The organism is Pseudomonas sp. NFACC08-1, assembly GCF_900106735.1.
Classification (GTDB): domain Bacteria; phylum Pseudomonadota; class Gammaproteobacteria; order Pseudomonadales; family Pseudomonadaceae; genus Aquipseudomonas; species Aquipseudomonas fluorescens_Q.
Window position 1 is genome coordinate 331,911 of the sequence record NZ_FNNL01000007.1, and the last position, 20,680, is coordinate 352,590.

Genomic DNA, 20,680 nt, shown 5'->3' on the forward strand with positions numbered 1-20,680 from the left:
CTGTGGCGAGGGAGCTTGCTCCCGCTTGAGTGCGCAGCACTCACAAAAAGGGGCTGCTGCGCAGCCCAGCGGGAGCAAGCTCCCTCGCCACAGGGGCCACCTATATCCCCCGAGTTCCCTACAACGGCAAATGCCGACTCAACAACGCCCGCAGTGCCGCCGGCTTCACCGGTTTGGCCAGGTAATCCAGGCCCGCCGCATGCACCTGGGCAATCATTTCGGGCCGGCCGTCGGCGCTGATCACCACGCCCGGGATCGGTTCGCCCATGCGCGTGCGCAGCCAGGCCATCAGCTCGGTGCCGGTCTCGCCATCGTCCAGGTGAAAGTCCACCAAGGCCAGTTGCGGTCGTCCGCCCTGGGCAAGCCAGCGCTCGCATTCTTCCCGGTTACGCGCGGTCCAGACCTGGCAACCCCAACGGGTCAGCAGGCTGTCCATGCCGATCAGGATGCTGTCTTCGTTATCGACACACAGCACTTGCGCGCCGCTGGGTAAGTGACCGTTGAGTTCGGCCACCGGGCTGGGGGCGACGGCCTGGGTGCTGGCCAGCGGTACGCTGACGCTGAACACACTGCCGCGCCCCGGCCAGGAACGCACGCGCAAGGTATGGCCGAGCACGCGGCACAAGCCGTCGGCGATCGCCAGGCCCAGGCCAAGGCCTTTTTCGGCGCGGGTCTGGTGGCTGTCCAGGCGTTTGAATTCTTCGAAGATGACCTGCTGTTTGTCTTCGGCGATGCCTGGTCCACGGTCCCAGACTTCCAGGCACAACTCCCCATTGCGCCGTCGCACGCCCAGCAGCACCGGCCCCTTGGCGTAGCGGAAGGCATTGGTCAGGAAGTTCTGCAAAACCCGGCGCAGCAACTTGATGTCACTGTCGACCCGTAACCGCGAACCGCGCACCCTGAATTTCAGGCCTTGTTCCTGGGCCAGCGCGGTGAACTCGGCGCCAAGGGTATCGAACAGTTCGTTGAGGACGAATGGCTTGCGCTCGGGGTTGATCTTGCCGTTTTCCAGGCGGGAGATGTCCAGCAGGTCGGTGATCAGGTCTTCGGCCGAGCGCAGTGAGCTGTCCAGGTGATGCACCAGTTGTCGGGCTTCCTCCGGCAAGCCTTCGTGCTGATGGGACAGCGCGGCAGAGAACAGTCGCGCGGCGTTGAGCGGTTGCATCAGGTCGTGGCTGACCGCCGCCAGGAACCGGGTCTTGGATTGATAGGCCGCTTCGGCGGTGCTCTTGGCTTCGGTCAGGGCCAGGTTCAGCTGTGACAATTCTCGGGTGCGTTCGGCCACCCGTTGCTCCAACCCCTCGTTGGCTTCGGTCAGCGCTTGTGCGGCCTCACGGAAGGCGGTGATGTCGGTGAAACTCATGACGAAACCGCCACCGGGCATCGGGTTGCCGATCAGCTCGATCACCCGACCGTTGGGAAACAGTCGTTCAGAGGTATGGGCGCGGCCCTGGCGCATCCAGTGCAGGCGTCGGGCAACGTGCACTTCGGCTTCGCCTGGGCCACAGAGGCCACGTTCGGCGTTGTAGCGGATGATATCGGCAATGGGCCGGCCAACGCTGATCAAGCCGTCCGGATACTTGAACAGTTCCAGGTAGCGACGATTCCAGGCCACCAGCCTGAGGGACTGGTCGACCACGCTGATGCCCTGGCTGATGTTCTCGATGGCGCCTTGCAACAGCGCGCGGTTGAACTGCAGCACTTCCGAGGCTTCGTCTGCGATCCGGACGACGTCTTCGAGCTGCATCTCCCGACCTTCAATGGCGGCCTTTACCACAGCCCTTGTCGAAGAGGCCCCGAGTACACCGGCCAGCAGGCGTTCGGTGTGGGCGATCCATTCGCTGTCGGCATTCTGGGTCGGGTTGAAGCCTTTGCCCTGGCGGTAGGCAAAGCGAATGAAACTCTGCCGCGCCCGTTCCTCGCCGACGAAGCGCGCGGCCAGCTGCAATAGGTCTTCGATGTGCACCGCCAGCATTGAGCGGGGGTTGGGGCGGGCGCTGATTTCCTGGCCGATGAAACGTCCGGCCTGCCAGTGTTCCGACACGCGTGTGCGCGACAGCACGGACACCCAGGCAAACAGCGTGAAGTTACCGGCCAGGGACAGGACCACCCCTTGAGTCAGAGGGGTAATCGGCAGGTTCAATGGATTGCCGTGCAACCAGGCCAGGCCGGGGAAGCTAGTGAGCGACCAACCAAGGCTGTGAGCGGCGATCGGCAACACCAGGGTGTAGAACCACAGGAAAATCCCCATGGCGAGGCCGGCGAACACACCGCGGCGGTTCGCCTGTTTCCAGTACAGCGCGCCGAGCATGGCCGGGGCCAGTTGGGTCACGGCGGCGAAGGCGATCTGGCCGATAGTCGCCAGGCTCGCCGTCGAACCCAGCAGCCGGTAGCTGACGTAGGCCAGCAGCAGGATCACGACGATGCTCACCCGCCGCACCGAGAGCATCCACTGGCGGAACACTTCGAAGGGCCGCTCGGCGTTGTTGCGGCGCAGCAGCCACGGTAACAACATGTCGTTGGAAACCATGGTGGACAACGCCACGCTGGCCACGATCACCATGCCGGTAGCCGCCGAGGCGCCGCCAATGAAGGCCAGCACCGCCAGAGCCGGGTGGGCCTGGGCCAGTGGCAGGCTGATGACGAACGAATCCGGCAGTACCGAACTGGGCAGCATCATTTGCCCGGCGAGGGCGATGGGCACCACGAACAGCGCGGCCAGGGCCAGGTAGGCGGGGAATACCCACTTGGCCAGGCGCAAATCCTGGGGCTCGATGTTCTCCACCACGGTCACGTGAAACTGCCGCGGCAAACAGATGATCGCCATCATCGCCACCCCGGTCTGCACCACCATGGACGGCCAGTTGATGGTTTCTTTCCAGTATTGCTCCAGCCGTGGGGCGAGCATGGCCTGGTTGAACAGGTCGTCGAAGCCGTCGTACAGGCCGTATGTCACGAACGCGCCTACCGCCAGGAAGGCGAACAGCTTGACCAGGGATTCGAAGGCAATCGCCAGCACCATGCCACGGTGGTGTTCGGTAGCGTCCAGGTTGCGCGTACCGAATACGATGGTAAACAGCGCCAGGATCAGCGAGACGATCAGCGCGGTGTCCTGGGCGCGGGTGCCCATGGCATCGGCACCGGCACCGATCAACAGGTTCACCCCGAGCACGATGCCCTTGAGCTGCAAGGCGATGTACGGCAACACGCCCACCAGGCAGATCAGTGCGACCACCACTGCCAGGGATTGGGACTTGCCGTAGCGAGCGGCGATGAAGTCGGCGATGGAGGTGATGTTCTCCTGTTTGCTGATCATCACCATTTTCTGCAGAACCCACGGCGCCAGCACCAGCAGCAGGATCGGCCCGAGGTAGATCGGCAGGAACGACCAAAGCTGCTCAGCAGCCTGGCCCACGGCGCCAAAGAACGTCCAACTGGTGCAGTACACCGCCAGCGACAGGCTGTAGACCCAGGCGCGCACCCGTGGCGGCAGCGGCGTGCTGCGCCGGTCGCCGTAGAAGGCGATGGCGAACATGATGGCCATATAGGCCAGGGCGACAACGGCGATCAGCCCGCTGGACAACGACATGGAAACTCCCCAACAAAGACACCGGGACTTGAGCCCGGCAGGACAGTCTCGCATGCCCGCTCGGGTTCGTCAGTGTCGACCAAGGTCGAGGCGTGGCGGGGTGTCGCGGGTTGCGGTAAACACGGGGCGATGAGGTGTTTGGACGGGCCTCATCGCGGGCAGGCTCGCTCCCACAAGGGACCTGGGGTGAATACAAATCCATGGTTCACCCAGATCAAATGAGCGAGCCTGCTCGCGAAGGCGGCCTTACTCACCCAACGCAATATCCACCAACCGATGCAACTCCTCGACCCCCAGCGGCGCGCTAGCAAAGAGGATGCGAAACACCGTCGGCGCCACGATCACATTGATCAGCCGTTCGACGCCTGGATTGGGCTCATCGGGATAGCGATCCAGAATGATCTGCAACTGACGGCTGATGATCCCCACGCAATACCCCGCAGTGGCGCAGGCCTGGATGTCGCGCATCATGTTGCGACCGGGCTCGGAACTCATTTCGTCCAGGTACTGTTCGGCCCAGGCGAGCAGGTCGCCGCGCAGGCTGCCGGTGTTGGCGGGGTCGCTGTCGGGGCGCAAACGAGCGATGGCGACGTCGGCCAGCAGCGCCGGCAGATCACCCCAGCGCCGGTAGATGGTGGACGGCGTCACGCCAGCGCGCGCAGCGATTTGCGGCACGGTCAGGGTCGCGCGGTCCTGCTCTTGCAGCAGGTCGCGGACCGCCGAATGAATCGACTCTTGGACCCGGGCGCTTCTACCGCCTGGGCGTAAACCTTCTTTAATCGCCATGCGTCAGACCTTAACACAAAGAATTTGCTTTAAGCGCATGCGGGTAGCACACTCCGCAAAAGCAAAAAATTAGCTTTTGCGAATACTCCTGTGGAGCGTGCCCATGTCCCGTCCAGCTTCGACCCGCGCCAGCCTGATATTCCTGGCGCTTACCTTGCTCGGTTTTCTCGCCGCGTCCAGTGCGCCGACGCCGTTGTACCACCTCTACCAGGAACAATTGCAATTTTCCCCGGCCGTCCTGACGCTGATTTTCGGTGTGTACGCCTTCAGTCTGCTGGCGGCTTTGCTGACGGTGGGTTCGTTGTCGGATTACTTGGGCCGCAAACCGGTGATTTTCGTGGCGCTGTTGCTCAATATGCTGGCGATGCTGCTGTTCATCAGCGCCGACAACGTTGCCTGGTTGATCAGTGCCCGATTGATCCAGGGATTTGCCACCGGCATGGCCACCAGCGTGCTGGGGGCTGCCTTGCTGGATTTCGACCGTCGCCAAGGCCCATTGATCACCAGTGTCGCACCGCTGTTGGGCATGGCGTGCGGGGCGCTCGGTTGCGGCCTTCTGGCGGAATTCGCGCCGCGGCCTTTGCAACTGACGTACTGGATCCTGCTCGGGTTGTTCCTGCTCCAGGCTGTTTATATCTGGCGCCTGGCGGAGAGCGTCAGTCCGCAGCCTGGCGCCTGGCAGTCACTGCGTCCGACCTTGCATGTGCCAATCCAGGCGCGGCGCGCCTTGTGGTTGATCCTGCCGCTGAACCTGGCGGCCTGGGCGGTGGGCGGCTTTTATCTGTCCCTGGCACCTTCGCTGGTGCGGGCCGCGACGGGATCGACGTCCAACCTGATTGGCGGCGCGCTGGTGGCGGTGTTGACGCTTACCGGCGCGCTGTCCATTTATACGCTGCGCAACCAGGGGGCAGACAAGATGCTGCGTCTGGCCGCCAGCCTGCTGGTGATTGGCCTGGCGCTGGTGTTGCTCGCGGTGCACGGCGCCAGCTTGCCGTTGTTCTTTGTCGGCACATTGGTCACTGGCAGTGGTTTCGGCGCCGGGTTCCTGGGGGCACTGCGCAGCATCATGCCGCTGGCCTTGCCCCACGAGCGGGCCGGCTTGATGTCGGCGTTCTATGTCCTCAGTTACCTGGCCTTCAGTCTTCCATCGCTGTTGGCCGGGAACCTGACACGGGTATTCGGGTTGATTCCGACCACCGATGGCTATGGCGCGGTGCTGATCGTGTTGTCGGCGGGCGCCTTGCTGGGGCTGCTGCGTCAATCTGTAAAACCATTGGGCGACGGGGTTCGACCTTGAAAGTGTTGAATGCAAGCGCCGCCTTGGCGGTTTTGCGCTAGCCTGGACGCCTCTGCATTTCTTTTGGTCGATTGCTTTTGAAAATTATCCGCAGCAAATCCTTCACCGGGGACCGCGCCTGGGCGGCGCTGGATATCGCCAACATGAATGGCATCACCACGCGCCTGCACTGGACCGATCAACCGTATAAATGGCACGTCAATGACGGCGAGGAAGTCTTTGTGGTGCTCGATGGGCAAGTGCGGATGTGCTATCGGGAAGAGGGTGTCGAAAAGGAGACCTTGCTGGAGGCCGGGGACATTTTCTACGCCTCGGTGGGCACTGAACATGTGGCCAGGCCGTTGGGCGAAGCGAGAATCCTGGTGATCGAGACCGAGGGCAGTGTCTGATAGTTATCTGTTAAATCGATAACATATAGAGAAATTACCCGTTATATAGATATTCGATCCGGCTCTAGCATGGCTCCACCCTCATCCGAGGACAGGAGTTCGCCATGACATGCTGCGCTGCAAAAAACCGCTTGCGTCCATTGAGCCATTTGCCCAGGCCGCTGGAGGCTGTTCGCCAATTCACGCCTAACTGGTTTGCCGTGGTGATGGGCACCGGTGTGCTGGCGTTGGCTTTGGCGCAATGGCCCGGAAACGTACCGGGCCTGCGCTTACTCGGTGAAGGGTTGTGGTTGTTCAACATCCTCTTGTTCGTGGTGTTCGCCGGCTTGTACACGGCCCGTTGGCTGTTGTTCTTCGACGAGGCGCGGCGGATCTTCGGCCACTCAACGGTTTCGATGTTCTTCGGCACCATTCCCATGGGGCTGGCGACCATCATCAACGGCTTTTTGGTATTCGGGCTGCCGCGCTGGGGCAACGGTGTGGTGCCGTTGGCCGAAGCGTTATGGTGGATCGACGTGGCCATGTCGCTGGCCTGTGGTGTGCTGATCCCATTCTTGATGTTCACCCGCCAGGAACACCGCATCGACCAGATGACCGCCGTGTGGCTCTTGCCGGTGGTGGCCGCCGAAGTCGCGGCGGCCAGTGGCGGGCTGATGGCGCCGCATCTGGCCGACGCTCATGGGCAACTGGTCATGCTGGTGACCAGCTACGTGCTCTGGGCCTTTTCCCTGCCGGTGGCGTTCAGCATCCTGACGATTTTGCTGTTGCGCATGGCGCTGCACAAACTGCCTCACGAAAACATGGCCGCCTCGAGCTGGCTGGCCCTCGGCCCGATCGGCACTGGCGCCCTGGGCATGTTGCTGTTGGGCAACGATGCCCCACTGATTTTTGCCGCCAATGGCCTGTCCGGTGTGGGCGAAATCGCCGCCGGGTTGGGCCTGATAGCCGGTATCGCGCTGTGGGGGCTGGGGTTGTGGTGGATGTTGATGGCGCTGCTGATCACCGCGCGCTACCTGCGCGCAGGCATTCCCTTCAACCTCGGCTGGTGGGGTTTTACCTTTCCCCTGGGCGTGTACGCGTTGACCACGTTGAAGCTTTCGGAGCTGCTGAGCCTGGGTTTTTTCAGCGTGTTCGGGGCTGTGCTGGTGGTGATGCTGGTGGTGATGTGGCTGATCGTCGGACGGCGTACGGTGCAGGGCGCCTGGCACGGTGAGTTGTTTGTGTCGCCCTGCATTGCAGGGCTGGCGAAATAATCGCTAAAGACAGGTAATGTGTGGCCTGGATCGAAAAACGTTCATTCCAATAAGCGTCCACGCCACTGTAGGAACATGGAAGATGAGTCACCCTTCGCAGTTCACCTTGCTTCGCACGCGGCGTTTCCTGCCGTTCTTCATCACGCAGTCCTTGGGCGCGTTCAACGACAACATTTTCAAGCAGTCGCTGATCCTCGCCATCCTCTACAAATTGACCATCGAGGGGGACCGCTCGATTTGGGTCAACCTCTGCGCGCTGCTGTTTATCCTGCCGTTCTTTCTGTTCTCGGCGCTGGCGGGGCAGTTCGGGGAAAAATTCGCCAAGGACGCGTTGATTCGTCTGATCAAGCTCGGCGAAATCGTCATCATGGCGGTGGGTGCAGTAGGGTTTCTGTTCGATCACTTATCGCTGATGCTGGTGGCGTTATTCGCCATGGGCACGCATTCGGCGTTGTTCGGCCCGGTGAAGTACTCGATCCTGCCCCAGGCCTTGCGTGAGGAAGAGTTGGTCGGCGGCAATGGCCTGGTGGAAATGGGCACCTTCCTGGCGATCCTGGCCGGCACCATAGGCGCCGGGATCATGATGTCCTCGGCGCATTACGCACCCGTGGTGTCCACCGCGATCATCGGCGTTGCCGTGCTCGGTTACTTGGCCAGCCGCGGCATTCCGCGCGCGGCCGCGGCCTCGCCACAGATGCGCCTGAACTGGAACATCTTCAGCCAATCCTGGGCCACCCTGAAACTGGGGTTGGGGCAAACCCCGGCAGTGTCCCGTTCGATTGTCGGCAACTCCTGGTTCTGGTTCGTCGGTGCGATCTACCTGACGCAGATCCCCGCCTATGCCAAGGAGTGGATGCACGGTGACGAAACCGTGGTGACCTTGATCCTGACGGTGTTCTCGGTGGGGATCGCCTTGGGTTCGATGCTCTGCGAAAAGCTTTCCGGGCGCAAAGTCGAGATCGGCCTGGTGCCGTTCGGCTCGTTCGGGCTGACGGTGTTCGGCCTGCTGTTGTGGTGGCATTCCGGTGGAATCCCCGACAGTGTCGATGGCCATGGTTGGCTTGAAGTACTCGGTTTCGGTCACGCCTGGCTGGTATTGATCGACATCCTTGGCCTAGGGGTCTTCGGTGGTTTCTACATCGTGCCGCTGTACGCCTTGATCCAGTCGCGCACCGTCGAAAACGAACGGGCGCGAGTGATCGCTGCCAACAACATTCTCAACGCCTTGTTCATGGTGGTTTCGGCGATTGTCTCCATCGTCTTGCTGAGCCTGGCCAAGTTGTCGATCCCGCAGTTGTTCCTGGTGGTGTCGTTGCTGAACATCGGCGTCAACGCCTACATCTTCAAGATCGTCCCCGAGTTCAGCATGCGTTTCATGATCTGGCTGCTGAGCCATTCCATGTACCGCGTGGAGCACCGCAACCTGGAGGCGATACCGGATGAAGGGGCTGCGCTGTTGGTGTGCAACCACGTCTCCTTCGTCGATGCCTTGCTGATTGGCGGCGCGGTACGTCGGCCGATTCGCTTCGTGATGTACTACAAGATCTACAACCTGCCAGTGCTGAATTTCATCTTCCGCACCGCCGGGACGATCCCGATTGCCGGGCGCCAGGAAGACATTCACATCTACGAAAAAGCCTTCAAGCGAATCGCCCAATACCTGAAGGACGGCGAGCTGGTCTGCATCTTCCCTGAAGGAAAACTGACGGGCGACGGTGAGATCAATGAGTTCAAGAGTGGACTGACACGCATCCTCCAAGAGACCCCGGTGCCGGTGATTCCCTTGGCGCTGCAGGGGTTGTGGGGCAGCTTCTTCAGTCGCGACCCGGCCAAAGGACTGTTTCGTCGGTTCTGGTCGCGGGTGACGCTGGTGGCGGGTTCGGCGGTTGCGGTGGAAGTGGCTGAGCCGGCGAAGTTGCAGGCGTTGGTGGGGGAGTTGCGTGGGACTGTCCGATAGGTTGAAACCTGTGGGAACGAGCTTGCTCGCGATAGCGGTCTGCCAGTGACAGCAATATCAGAAGGCAAATTGCAATCGCGAGCAAGCTCGCTCCCGCAGGTCAATTCAGGCGCTGATCTTGAGCCCTACCAGCCCGACGATGATCAAGGCGACACTGGCCAACCGAACCAGCGCCATCGACTCACCGAACAGAATGATCCCGGCGATCACCGTGCCCACGGCACCGACCCCGGTCCAGATCGCATAGGCCGTGCCCAGCGGCAGTTCCTTCATTGCAAGGCCGAGCAGGCCGAGGCTGATCGCCATGGCGGCGATTGTCAGTGCAGTGGGGAGAGGGCGGCTGAAACCGTCGGTGTATTTCAGGCCGACAGCCCAGCCGACTTCGAACAGGCCGGCAAAAAACAGAATGATCCAGGACATCACACACCTCATCGATGGATGGGGTCGTCCCCGGATAACGAACGCTCTAGCGTTGCGGGGTCGTCCCCGCATTGGGCGCAAGAGTGCCCAATGCTGACGAGTCGGTCAAGATTCTCCTTCAGTCCGCCGCTTGACGAGCCTGTAGTTCACGGTCCTGTTTTTCGCTCATGCGCCGGAAGTACGTCGAGAGCAGGGCCCCGGAAATGTTGTGCCAGACGCTGAACAGCGCGCTGGGTACCGCCGCCAGTGGCGAAAAGTGCGCGCTGGCCAACGCCGCGCCCAGGCCGGAGTTCTGCATGCCGACTTCCAACGACAAGGTCTTGCGCTGAGCCAACGGCAGGCTGAACAAACGCCCGGTGAAATACCCCAGCAGATAACCGAAGCTGTTGTGCAGTATCACAATGGCCATGATCAGCAGGCCGGATTCGGCGATCTTCGCCTGACTGGCCGCTACCACCGCCGCCACAATGATCACGATGCTTACCACCGATATCAGCGGCAGCACGTCTATGGCATGACGAACCCGGGCACCCAGCAGGCGTTGGGCAATGATGCCCAGCGCGATCGGTACCAGTACGATTTGCAGGATCGACCAGAACAGCGCCGAGAACGACACCGGCAGCCAGGCCGAGGCCAGCAGCCAGATCAGCGCTGGGGTCAGCAGAGGGGCAAGCAGGGTGGTGATGGCGGAAATCGCCACGGCCAGGGCCAGGTCACCGCGCGCCAGCCAGGTCATGACATTGGACGACGTGCCGCTCGGGCAGCAACCCACCAGGATCACACCGACGGCGATCTCCGGCGGCAGGTTGAAGACTTGGCAAAGCAGCCATGCCGTGCCGGGCATGATCACGAATTGGGCAACCACCCCCAAGGCTACGCGGCCAGGATGGCGGGCCACTTCAGCGAAGTCTTCCAGCTTGAGCGCCAACCCCATGCCGAACATCACCAGGCCCAGTAGCGGCACGATGGCGATTTTCAGGCCGACAAACCACTGCGGTTGCAGGAATGCCAGTACCGCGAAAAACAGCACCCAGTAAGCGAAGGTATTGCCGACAAAGCGACTCAATGCAGCCAATGCGCGCATGACCTGATCCTTATTATTAAGAACACCACAAAACCCGATGTGGGAGCGGGCTTGCTCGCGAAAGCGGAGTGTCAGTCAACATCATCGTTGAATGTCAGTCAGTCTTCGCGAGCAAGGCCGCTCCCACACTAGAGATCAACAGCCTTTAGATCCCCTGCGGAATCTCTTCCCCACCCAAGGCTTCAACCAGCGCCGGCAGGAACTCGCCGAACGTCAACATCATCAGCGTGAAACTGGCGTCCAGTTGGCCGAGGGCTTCGTCGCCTCCGTCCTGTTCCGCCTGGTCCTGCAGCAGGTCTTCGAACTTCAGGCGCTTGACCACCATCTTGTCGTCGAGCACGAAGGACAGCTTGTCCTGCCACGCCAGGGACAGTTGCGTGACGACCTTGCCGGTGTTCAGGTGCAGCTGGATTTCGTCGCTGGTCAGGTCCTGGCGCTTGCAGCGCACGATGCCGCCGTCTTCGTGGGTGTCGCGCAGTTCGCATTCATCGAGCACGAAGAAATCGTCCGCGGCTTTCTGGGTCTTGACCCAGTCGGTCATGGTGGCGGTCGGGGCCATTTTTACCGTCAGTGGACGTACCGGCAGCGAGCCGATCACTTCGCGCAGGGTAGACAGCAGGTCTTCGGCGCGTTTCGGGCTGGCGGAGTTCACCAGGATCAGGCCCTGTTTCGGCGCGATGGCGGCGAAGGTGGACGAGCGACGGATGAACGCGCGCGGCAGGAACGCCTGGATGATTTCATCCTTGAGCTGGTCCCGTTCCTTTTTATAGACCTTGCGCATTTGCTCGGCTTCGATCTCTTCGACCTTTTCCTTCAGGGCATCACGCACGACGCTGCCCGGCAGGATGCGTTCTTCCTTGCGCGCGGCGATCAGCAGGAAATCCTGGCTGACATGCACCAATGGCGCGTCTTCGCCTTTGCCAAACGGCGCGACGAAACCGTAAGTGGTCAACTCCTGGCTTGCACATGGACGCGCCAGTTTGGTGGCCAGTGCAGTTTCCAACGCCTCGGCATCAAAAGGCAGATCTTGGGTCAGGCGATAGATAAGCAGGTTTTTGAACCACATGGGGTGAGTCTCTCCTTTATACAAAGGGGGGCATTATTCTCTTCGCGGCGCCATAGGCCAACCCTTCGCTAAGCCTTTGGAAGGCCTGAAAAAATTAATTTAAAAAGTGCTTGCCAGCTTAAAGAGTGCTCCGTAGAATGCGCGCCACACCGAAAGCGAAGGGTGATTAGCTCAGCTGGGAGAGCGTCTGCCTTACAAGCAGAATGTCGGCGGTTCGATCCCGTCATCACCCACCATTCGTTCAACGTGTTACGCGCAGCGGTAGTTCAGTCGGTTAGAATACCGGCCTGTCACGCCGGGGGTCGCGGGTTCGAGTCCCGTCCGCTGCGCCATATTCGGTTACCTGGAACACTGAACGCCAGGTCACCCCGGAAAGCCCGCTCACGCGGGCTTTTTGCTGTTTGCAGTTCCTGTGGTGTGCGTTGCTCATGTTTTTTTGCTGAATTTGCTAATTAAATCAGCACGTTAAGAAAAACTGTGAGAGAATGCGCCCCGCATCGAAAGTGAAGGGTGATTAGCTCAGCTGGGAGAGCGTCTGCCTTACAAGCAGAATGTCGGCGGTTCGATCCCGTCATCACCCACCAAACTTTCAGTGTTACGCGCAGCGGTAGTTCAGTCGGTTAGAATACCGGCCTGTCACGCCGGGGGTCGCGGGTTCGAGTCCCGTCCGCTGCGCCATATTCGGTTATCTGGAATGCTGAACGCCAGGTACCAACAAAAAGCCCGCTCATTGAGCGGGCTTTTTGCTGTCTGGCATTTGCCTGCCTCTATTGCTCGGCGTTACGGCTGTGACGGTAATCGCTGACCGCCTCATACACCGCTTTACGCAAGCGATTGATCCCACCAATAGGCCGATGCGCCTCAATGCCGAACCAAGGATTGAACGACTGATTATCACAAGCCAGGTTCAGCTTGGGCGTATCAAAATCCTGAGCCGGAACCTTGATCCGTGCCACGGTCTCGAACGGCGCATCACTTTCCTGCCATTCAATACTGGTGTCTTCGATCGGCATGTACTTGCTCGGATCCTGGCGCTGGATCTGCAAGACAAAACACGCCGGCACCCGGTCTGTGGATAACTGCTGGTTCAATGCGCTACGCAAGAAGTTCGGCAGGTCCTGGTTCTGGGCCGGCAAGGTGTAGCTTGGGCAACTGTCCGGATCCGGTGCGACGCGAAACTTGGCGTTGGCCTCACCGAACTTATAGGGCGATACCGAGAAATAAGTGGTCTGGGTCGGACTGGCCGGTGGCGGTGAGAGGGTCGCCAGGGCGATGAATAAATGCCGAATCTGCCAACTGCGCGGGTCGAGGCTCGGAAAAAAGGCCATCGCCTTTTTCCCGTCAGCCTGAGCCGCCACATTCTGACGATATTCGGCGACATCACTGACAAAGAAGTTCGGATGGTTGAACATCACGAAATCCTGCTCACCTTGTGATTGCCGATCAGCGAGCAGTTGCTTGCCCGGTACGTTCGTCAGCTTGATCGCCATCCCCCGTGCATCGCGCAGGCTGTCGAACTGCGGATAGGCATTGCCGTTGGACAGGCGAATCGTCGCCTGCCAGACCTTCCCCGGCTCGGCGAATACCCCTTGGCGCAACGGTGCCGGCAGGTCGCTCGGCACCTGGACTTCGGCCATGACACAGCCGTGGGCCTTGGCGTGGGCATCGCGCAGATAACGCGTGCTTTCGCGATGCTGATCGACGATGCGAATAGCAGTCTGGATGATGTCCTGGGTCATGGCCGCTTCGCCGGGCGCCACCTGTTCCTTGTCCGGGACCGGTCCCTTGTGTTGCCAGGCAAACCAGGCCGTGGACAGTGCCCAGCCGAGCAGCCCGATGCCCAGCAGCCACAGGAGCGTCTTGCCCAAAAAGGCACCGAGGCGCAGCCAGAGCGTGATCAACATTGAAACTTCCTTTTACCTGTGGGGTTCATCATTACAGTTGCGACTCCAATGGCCCGCCCAGCACCTTTAAATACTCCAGCAAGGCCCAGCGTTCCTGTGGTTGCAGCAAGCGGCCAATGACGCCATTGCCTCGCTCGCCCGCGCGGAATTCATGGCCGCTGTTGTGGTTGCCGGTAATGCGGGTATCGAAGAGAAAACCGTTGGTAAAGGCTTCGGTGCGATAGCCCAGGTGGCGCGGGTCGTATTCGAAGTTGCCTTTATAGAACGTGGTCGCGCGCTCATCCTGGGGGGACAGCAGTTGATAGATCGTCGGCACCGAGCCGTTGTGCAGGAACGGTGGCGTGGCCCAGACACCCGCCAGTGGCCGGGCTTTGTAGGCGCGCAATTCACGTACGCCGATGGGCAAGCCGAAACCGTCCAGCGCCGGGCGCTCGGCGGGGGTGACGCCGGCGTCGCGGTAAGCGCGGTTTTCGACGAATGCCGTCACGTAGGCCAGGCCTTTGGCGACCGAGAGTTGACTCAGGTCCAGCGGTTCTGTTGGGGTCGGGTGCAGTTGCACTTCCAGCTTCGCCAGCTCGGCCGGATCCCACTGCAGGCTGGTCAGGTCGAAGCGGTGATCGGCGATGTTATTGGCAGTGCCCGGGTCGGTGCCGATCACCTGCACGGGCAGCATGTGCAATTGCTGGACCGGCCTGTCGGGCCCTTGGACCACCTTGGGTACATGGCAGCCGGCGCAGTTTTCGGTAAACAGGGCCCGGCCCTTGGCGGCCAGCGGTTTGTCGATTGGGCCCAGTAGCGCTTGCGGCCATACAGGCGGTTTGAGCAGTTGCAGGGTCTCTTCGATCTTGTTCAAGTCGCGCACACGCACGCTGGAGGGGTATCGCGCATCGCCCTGCAGCGGTTTGCCTTGGGCGTCGAAGAAATTCAGCGTGGCACCGACCCCCAACGCCTCACCGACGTTGCGGGCCATCGGTTGCTGGGCCGATCCGTTCCACTGCACCCAGTCGAATGTCCATATGTCCCACAACTGCGGGTAATCCACGGGGGCGTTGGCCACCCGGTAGTTTTGCGGCGAAATGGCGTCGCCGAAGCTGGCATTGGCGATACGACCGAAGGCGTCGGTACGGCCAGGCCCTTCTTCGGTGGGGTAGAGGCCACGATGGGTGTCGTTCCAGGCCACCCGCAGGAACGTGTCCAGGGAGGCCTTGAAGGCCTTGCGCAATTCCTCGTGGCGGGCTTCGTAGTCCTTGCCCAGCACTTTGCGGGCGAAGCGCTCGAATTTCCAAGGGTTGTAGTAGGTAGACGCCAGACTGGCGACCAATGCTTGTCCGAAACTGCCACCGCGTAATGTAGGAACACTGGAGGGCAGCACGTGCTGAGCCGTGCCGCCGTCGATCCGTATCGCCTGGCCCTTGAAGCGCAATTCGCCGGTATGGCACGCCGCGCAAGTGATATCCAGGAACTGCTCGGTGCTGCCCGGGTTCTGGTGCCGCGCAAACCCTACCGGCAAGTTGCCAGGATTGGCCGACGAGGCTTTCTGCGCCGGATCGACCAGGAACCCAAAGCGCGCCAGGTACTCGGGCGATGCGAAGCGTTGTTGCGAAAACGGTAATTCGAGGGCGGTGAACCAGTCGTAGCGCAGGCCTTTGACCTGGGTGCCCTGGGGCGTGAAGTAATACGTCTGGCGCTCGGCGGCACTCCATTGGTCCAGGTAATTCACCTGTTCGACGGGCGTGTAGAACGGCAAGCGAGGATTGGCGACGTAATAAAGCACCACGGCCACGACAATGATCAGCAGCGCGAGGAGCAGCAAGAGGATGCGAGAGAGAAGGCGCACGGTAACGTCCTTGTTTTTTTGATAAGCCCTTATGCCTCAGTGCTGCGTGGCGGGCAAGTGGCCATTACCTCTGGCCTGTAGGGGAGCGGCAATTTGTCCCTGTACGTAACAGATGACAGATGCTTCATTCGTCCAGGCTTAAAAAGCGTTTGCGGACCTGAACTTATCATGACTTTGTGGCTCACATGCCGGTAGCCATTGGTCGTGGCCGCCTGATAAGCTCGCGGCTTTATTCGATTGCCCTTTAGGCGCATGAACAAGGAAATAGCATGAAACAGCATCGGTTGGCGGCGGCGGTGGCCCTGGTTGGCCTGGTACTCGCGGGTTGCGACTCGCAGACCAGCGTAGAGCTGAAGACCCCGGCGCAGAAAGCTTCCTACGGTATTGGCCTGAACATGGGCAAGAGCCTGGCTCAGGAAGGCATGGATGACCTGGACTCCAAAGCGGTCGCCCAGGGCATCGAAGATGCCGTCGGCAAGAAAGAACAGAAGCTGAAAGACGAAGAACTGGTCGAAGCCTTTGCCGCGCTGCAAAAGCGTGCCGAAGAGCGCATGGCCAAGATGAGCGAAGAGTCGGCAGCCGCCGGCAAGAAATTCCTCGAAGAAAACGGCAAGAAAGCCGGTGTTACCACCACCGCTTCCGGCCTGCAGTACGAAGTGGTCAAGAAAGCCGACGGTCCACAGCCTAAGCCGACCGACGTAGTGACTGTTCACTACACCGGCAAGCTGACCAACGGCACTGTGTTCGACAGCTCCGTTGAACGTGGCAGCCCGATCGACCTGCCAGTCAGCGGCGTGATCCCGGGTTGGGTCGAAGGCCTGCAACTGATGCACGTCGGCGAGAAGTACAAGCTGTACATCCCGAGCGACCTGGCCTATGGCGCCCAGAGCCCGAGCCCGGCCATCCCGGCCAACTCGGTCCTGGTGTTCGACCTGGAACTGCTGGCGATCAAGGATCCGGCGAAAGAAGACGCAGCCAAGTAATCGCGTCTGCTATAACGCCAACGCCTCGCTCATGCGGGGCGTTGTCGCATCTGGGCTACGGCAAATGGCAAAAAAACCGAACGCACGTGACAGGCTACAGTCATAGGCAATACAGGCGCTGTGCTAGACGCAGTCAGCCGGTCAAGTCAATGAAATATTGGGTTTTTTTATGTGAGTAAAAAACGCCCGATCTAAGCCGGGCCCTTATGAAACGGGGGCTTCAGCGGTGAAATGCAGCTCTGTTCACAAGGTTATCCACAATTTGTGTGGATAACATTTCAGTGGGAGAAGAAATGAAGGCCCCGTGGAATTTTGCGCGATTTCTGCCCTTGGCAGGCCGCCTGCTGGCCCGCGGTCGATTACCGACGTTGCTCTTTGCCGTTGCCAGCAAAGGTGCCCGGGAGGGCGGACGGCTGGGCAAGCTCAAGGAGGATCTGCGCCTGTTGCAGGCCTTGTGCCTGGCTTACTGGCGGGGCGAATACCGCGCGGTCAGTGCCAAGTCGATGCTGTCGGTGGTGGCAGGGCTCATGTATTTCCTCAGCCCCTTGGATGCGATTCCAGATATCTTGCCGATGTTTGGCATGTTCGACGATATCGCCGTGCTGGCCTGGGTCATGAAAACCCTCGACGCTGAACTCGAGGCTTTCCGCGCCTGGCGTTATCGGCAGTCGCCCGAAAAGCTTGCCCAGGTCGAAAGGCTTCCCGATACCCCGGAACAACTTCAACTCCAAGGTCAGAAAAAAACCTGATTCGGTAGCACTTGCCCCAGAGAATTCATCGCCCCGCGACCTTAGCCGGTATTAGGATTACACTTCTAAGAAAAAAGGCTGTCTCGCTAAGTGTTGTTGTCCTACGGGGTAGACATGGATATTCAAATAATCACACGTGACGGAGAGCCCGAATACGCGGTTTTGCCGTGGGATCAGTACCAGTCGTTGTTGAAGGCAGCAGGCATCGATCAAGCTCCGCCGCGCGAAGCGACAGTCCGTCACGCGGCGGCACCGGGCCAGGTTCTCCCTGGCCTGGATCAATTACGCAGTTTACGCGAAGGGAAGGGCATCGCCATCGAGGCGCTGGCCCGCACGGTAGGTATCAGCCCGTCTTATCTGGCCTTGATCGAGAGCGGCGAGCGTCAGCCCGATGCCGCGATTCGGCGCAGTCTGGCCTGGGAGTTGACGGTGCCGGGTTGGAGGGAAGAATCGTGAGCGTACGCATCAGTCGGCAGCATTGGGATGGGTTGTTGGGTGAGTTGGACCAGGCGCGCCGCCAGCGGCATTTATTGACCTACCGCGCGTTGCTGGAGCGTCTGCAGCTGCCCAGCCCGGCCATGCAGACCTTGACCGCGGCCCTTGAACACCTGGCGGCGCTGGACGCCCGGGCGGAACAGCCGCTGCGCAGTTCATTGGTGATCAGCCAGGGTGCCAGTCGGTTGCCACGCACGGGGTTTTTCGAATGTGTAGAACGCCTGGGTCGCTTTTCCGGACCTTCCGATGGCGTGGCCGCTGCTTCCTGGCACGCTTCGGAAGTGGTCCGGGTATTTGAATACGAGTACCCCGAGTCGGCGGAGGCCTGAGTGCTCTGGCGACTCAAGGCGCGGGCCGGTTACTGGCTGGCGCGTCGGTTGTTTCACTGGTCCTGGTTCGTCCGTCAGCCGCGTGGCTGGGCCTGGCTCGAGGGGCAGTTCTCTCGCATGGCGAACTTGGGCGACGTCGGTGCGCAAAGCTTCTATGGGCATATCCTCACGTTTCGCGGCCAAGGGCTGGGCGCCCGGGAAGAAGGGATTCGCCTGTTGCGGCTGGCGGCATTGGCCGGTGATGGCAAGGCCGCCTACCAGGTTGGCGTGATCAGCCTGGCCGGCACAGCCAGCAAGGCGCCGGACCCGGTTGAAGCGGCGCGTTGGTGGACCTTGGCGGCGAAAGCCGGGCATCCGCTGGCCGAAATCAAGCTCAAATCACTTGAAGCTCGCGATCTCTAGGGTTATCCACTGGCGATTCGTTGTGCAGGTCAGACGAATTTAGCGAATCGCCCTACGGGCTCTGTCTCCTCCCCCTGACTTAATTCCCCAGTCATCCCCGGCAAAGTCTCGCGCTCCCTGAGTGCTGCGAGACGTCTGCCCATGTTCGATCGTTTTTTCCTGCCGGCCTTTGAGCGAGCCCTGTCCTGATGGATCAGGTGAGCCGAATCGAGCAGGAACTCGACAGCTTCAAAGACACCCTTTCGGTCTATCGCGAGCAACTCGAGCGCTGGTACAGCCGAGCGGCGGATCGAGCCAGTCACATGGCTGACTTGCCCTCGCTTATGGGCATGGAGCGGTTGATCCGCTTTGGCGACAGCACCACCGCTGTCAGCACCGGCGATGATGACTTCCTCTCCACGGTCGTCCAGTGTCCCAAGGGCGGGCCGATGACGATCGAAAGCAAGTTCGAATCGGTATACGACATCCCACTGGGCGACATTGTGGTGGACGTGGTGGATGTGGCCAGCGGCGAGGTCACGCCGGTCACCCTGGATGCCCACGGCCTGGGAACCTTCATGGGGGAGGCGGGCAAATCCTATCGTGTTCACGTTCAGGGAGAGGTGTCCGCCAAGCAAATCGCGAATCTGTTTTCTTCCTACGATGGCTTGACCACCAATCTGACGGACTGGTTGCGCGGTGAGTGGCAGGGCTTCAAGCCGCGATGGGCACAACAATCGTTGTCGACTTCGGCGGCGGCGGTGGGCAACGGGTTGTTCGCCGGCAGTTGGGCGGCGATTGAAAGTGTGTGGGACAGCATCAGTTTGCTCTCGGACATCCTCAAGGATCCCGGTCAGTTTGTTGAGCGGTTGGGCGAAAGCGCCAGGCAGTTGGAGGACCTGGCGAAAAAAACACCGCGGGTGATGGCCAAGCTGCAACTGTTGGCCAGCGACGAAGCGGCGCTGTGCCTGTTGGTGCGCACCGCCAGCCTCTGGTTGGATATGTTGCCGCCCAGTGAGGTTGCCGGCGAAACGGCCGAAGCCTTGTCGAGGGCGACGGTCCAGTTGTTGATCGACCTGTTGATTGGTGTTGTCCTGACCTTCACCGGGGCGGGTGCCGGTATCGCTTATCTGTCGATGCGCCTGGGGAATGTGGGCGCGCGCCTGCTGGGCGCCTTGCAGCGTTTCATCGGTGCGATCTTTGCAGTGGTCAACGGCTTCATGACCTACGTGGACCGCTACAAAACCGTGGCGGCACGCGGTATCGCGGCCGGCGTGAAAAAGGGCCGGATGCAACTGCGCTGGGATGCACAGCGCAACACCATGCTGAAAAAACACGAACATCACGACGACGCCCCCGCCCAGTCGAAAAACCCCAACGGCGACAGCGCCGACACCGCGGCCCAGACCCAGACCAGCGGCTGCCCGGTGTCGATGGTCACCGGCGAAGAACTGCTGACCCTCGACGATGGCACCCTCGATGGCCGCTTGCCATTCGTCTTCACCCGTTTGTACCGCACCAGCGCGGTGGACCTGGACGTCGGCCTCGGGCGCGGCTGGAGCCATGCCCTGGCCCATCGCTTGGAGCTTGAGGGCGAGCAGGTCACCTGGGTCGACCAGGAAAACCGCCGCACGACGTTTCCCCTGCCCAACGCCCAGCGTCCGGCCATCCACAACAGCCTGGCCCGCGCGGCGATCTACCTGGGGGCCGAGCCGGACGAACTGATCGTCGCCCAGCCCGGGGAAAACGCCCCGTTCCTGCACTTTCGCGACGGTCACCTGACCGCCCTCAGCGACCGCTACGACAACCGCCTGACCCTACAGCGCAACATCCATGGCGACATCAGCCGCCTGGACAACGGCGCCGGGCGCGCCCTGCGCCTGCGTTACGAGCAGCGCCACCTGATCGCCGTCGACTACCAGAGCTTCCATCCCGCCATCACCCTCGACGAAGCCTGGCGGACCGAACAGACGCTGATGTCCTACCGCTACGACGGACGTTTCCGACTGATCGAAGCGACCAATGCCGCCGGTGAAAGCGAACGCTACGACTACGACGACCAGCACGTCATCCTCCAGCGGCAACTGGCCGGCGGGGCGAGTTTCTACTGGGAGTGGCAAGGGGCTGGGCGGGCGGCGCGCTGCGTACGGCACTGGGCTTC

The 20,680-nt window shown here is 61.0% G+C and carries 17 protein-coding genes and 4 tRNA genes; 14 read left to right on the forward strand and 7 right to left on the reverse strand.

The genetic code is table 11. The features are described 5' to 3' along the window. Positions 1-118: 118 nt before the first annotated feature. Complete coding sequence (locus tag BLU76_RS17250) at positions 119-3,589, reverse strand: hybrid sensor histidine kinase/response regulator (protein ID WP_092223604.1); 3,471 nt, start codon at positions 3,587-3,589, stop codon at positions 119-121. Between the two features lie 246 nt (positions 3,590-3,835). Then, positions 3,836-4,375 carry a TetR/AcrR family transcriptional regulator gene (locus BLU76_RS17255; RefSeq protein WP_092223606.1) on the reverse strand — a complete coding sequence of 180 codons (540 nt, stop codon included), beginning with the start codon at positions 4,373-4,375 and terminating at the stop codon, positions 3,836-3,838. A gap of 103 nt (positions 4,376-4,478) precedes the next feature. Between BLU76_RS17255 and BLU76_RS17260 the strand changes: the two genes are divergently transcribed. The 4 genes from BLU76_RS17260 to BLU76_RS17275 all read left to right on the forward strand — a co-directional run bounded on the left by BLU76_RS17260 (position 4,479) and on the right by BLU76_RS17275 (position 9,271). Next, complete coding sequence (locus BLU76_RS17260; protein ID WP_092145324.1) at positions 4,479-5,672, forward strand: MFS transporter; 1,194 nt, start codon at positions 4,479-4,481, stop codon at positions 5,670-5,672. Between the two features lie 77 nt (positions 5,673-5,749). Continuing rightward, a complete protein-coding gene (locus tag BLU76_RS17265) occupies positions 5,750-6,061 on the forward strand; it encodes a cupin domain-containing protein (RefSeq protein ID WP_018604299.1) in 312 nt (103 codons plus the stop codon). A 104-nt stretch (positions 6,062-6,165) separates the two neighbouring features. Beyond that, complete coding sequence (locus tag BLU76_RS17270; protein ID WP_092223610.1) at positions 6,166-7,314, forward strand: TDT family transporter; 1,149 nt, start codon at positions 6,166-6,168, stop codon at positions 7,312-7,314. Positions 7,315-7,396: 82 nt separating this feature from the next. Further along, entirely contained in the window at positions 7,397-9,271 is a 1,875-nt protein-coding gene (locus BLU76_RS17275; protein ID WP_092145330.1) for an MFS transporter, read from the forward strand. A 105-nt stretch (positions 9,272-9,376) separates the two neighbouring features. Here the strand turns inward: BLU76_RS17275 and sugE are convergent, their stop codons facing one another. The 3 genes from sugE to rdgC all read right to left on the reverse strand — a co-directional run bounded on the left by sugE (position 9,377) and on the right by rdgC (position 11,841). Further along, the gene (gene sugE, locus BLU76_RS17280) at positions 9,377-9,691 is read right to left on the reverse strand and encodes a quaternary ammonium compound efflux SMR transporter SugE (protein WP_092223612.1); all 315 of its coding nucleotides are present in this window, start codon (positions 9,689-9,691) and stop codon (positions 9,377-9,379) included. A gap of 118 nt (positions 9,692-9,809) precedes the next feature. Next, positions 9,810-10,775, reverse strand: coding sequence for a bile acid:sodium symporter family protein (locus tag BLU76_RS17285; RefSeq protein ID WP_092145332.1), 966 nt, complete (start codon positions 10,773-10,775; stop codon positions 9,810-9,812). Between the two features lie 145 nt (positions 10,776-10,920). Beyond that, positions 10,921-11,841 (reverse strand): recombination-associated protein RdgC, encoded by a 921-nt coding sequence (rdgC, locus tag BLU76_RS17290; protein ID WP_063324783.1) that lies wholly within the window; start codon positions 11,839-11,841, stop codon positions 10,921-10,923. A gap of 160 nt (positions 11,842-12,001) precedes the next feature. Between rdgC and BLU76_RS17295 the strand changes: the two genes are divergently transcribed. The 4 genes from BLU76_RS17295 (at position 12,002) to BLU76_RS17310 (ending at position 12,519) form a co-directional block, all read left to right on the forward strand. Further along, positions 12,002-12,077, forward strand: a tRNA-Val gene (locus BLU76_RS17295). Between the two features lie 19 nt (positions 12,078-12,096). After that, a tRNA-Asp gene (locus BLU76_RS17300) sits at positions 12,097-12,173 on the forward strand. A gap of 176 nt (positions 12,174-12,349) precedes the next feature. Beyond that, positions 12,350-12,425, forward strand: a tRNA-Val gene (locus tag BLU76_RS17305). Positions 12,426-12,442: 17 nt separating this feature from the next. Further along, positions 12,443-12,519: transfer RNA gene (locus BLU76_RS17310), tRNA-Asp, on the forward strand. A gap of 89 nt (positions 12,520-12,608) precedes the next feature. Here the strand turns inward: BLU76_RS17310 and BLU76_RS17315 are convergent. Beyond that, positions 12,609-13,745 (reverse strand): catalase family protein, encoded by a 1,137-nt coding sequence (locus BLU76_RS17315; RefSeq protein WP_063324784.1) that lies wholly within the window; start codon positions 13,743-13,745, stop codon positions 12,609-12,611. Between the two features lie 31 nt (positions 13,746-13,776). Then, a complete protein-coding gene (locus BLU76_RS17320; RefSeq protein WP_092223614.1) occupies positions 13,777-15,582 on the reverse strand; it encodes a di-heme-cytochrome C peroxidase in 1,806 nt (601 codons plus the stop codon). A 269-nt stretch (positions 15,583-15,851) separates the two neighbouring features. Here BLU76_RS17320 and BLU76_RS17325 point away from each other — a divergent pair, with 269 nt between their 5' ends. The 6 genes from BLU76_RS17325 to BLU76_RS17350 all read left to right on the forward strand — a co-directional run. Continuing rightward, the gene (locus tag BLU76_RS17325; RefSeq protein WP_003204577.1) at positions 15,852-16,565 is read left to right on the forward strand and encodes a BamJ family beta-barrel-assembly machinery protein; all 714 of its coding nucleotides are present in this window, start codon (positions 15,852-15,854) and stop codon (positions 16,563-16,565) included. A gap of 293 nt (positions 16,566-16,858) precedes the next feature. Beyond that, positions 16,859-17,314 carry a YkvA family protein gene (locus BLU76_RS17330; protein ID WP_092223616.1) on the forward strand — a complete coding sequence of 152 codons (456 nt, stop codon included), beginning with the start codon at positions 16,859-16,861 and terminating at the stop codon, positions 17,312-17,314. A 114-nt stretch (positions 17,315-17,428) separates the two neighbouring features. Further along, positions 17,429-17,770 carry a helix-turn-helix domain-containing protein gene (locus BLU76_RS17335; protein ID WP_003204574.1) on the forward strand — a complete coding sequence of 114 codons (342 nt, stop codon included), beginning with the start codon at positions 17,429-17,431 and terminating at the stop codon, positions 17,768-17,770. Next, complete coding sequence (locus tag BLU76_RS17340) at positions 17,767-18,138, forward strand: hypothetical protein (RefSeq protein WP_003179080.1); 372 nt, start codon at positions 17,767-17,769, stop codon at positions 18,136-18,138. Before BLU76_RS17335 ends, BLU76_RS17340 begins: the two co-directional genes overlap by 4 nt. Beyond that, a complete protein-coding gene (locus BLU76_RS17345; RefSeq protein WP_092223617.1) occupies positions 18,139-18,540 on the forward strand; it encodes an SEL1-like repeat protein in 402 nt (133 codons plus the stop codon). A 188-nt stretch (positions 18,541-18,728) separates the two neighbouring features. Then, positions 18,729-20,680, forward strand: a 1,952-nt coding sequence (locus tag BLU76_RS17350; protein ID WP_256572679.1) for a YD repeat-containing protein, incomplete at its 3' end; no start/stop codon positions are given.